This is a genomic window from Flavobacterium sp. GQ95 (assembly GCF_059758655.1).
The window spans coordinates 1-310 of record NZ_JCAXEB010000081.1 but is presented as its reverse complement, the minus strand read 5'-3'; the positions used below and the strand labels follow the sequence as shown (position 1 = coordinate 310).

Sequence of the window (310 nt, the reverse complement as noted above, 5' to 3'; positions counted from 1 at the left end):
ATGCACCGGGAAATATTGATGCTGCACCACAGGGTTATATAGCAGCGGGACAATCCTTTATGGCAGGATTTAGTTTGCCGGGACAAATTCAATTTACCAATTCAATGCGTATTGGCGCGGATAAAAACGGCCAGTTTTTCAAACCTGGCAAAACTTCAAAAACCACAGGTATAGAAAAAAACCGTGTGTGGTTAAACCTGACCAATGAAGAAGGTGCTTTCAAACAAATGCTGGTTGGATACATTGAAGGGGCAACCAACGATTACGACAGAGGCTACGATGGAACTTCATTTGACGGAAATAAATATAT

General features: G+C 41.6%; 1 protein-coding gene. It reads left to right on the top strand.

The features are described 5' to 3' along the window. The coding region (locus AC6CH4_RS26015; protein ID WP_498108245.1) for a DUF8693 domain-containing protein at nucleotides 1-310 on the top strand (310 nt) is incomplete at both ends.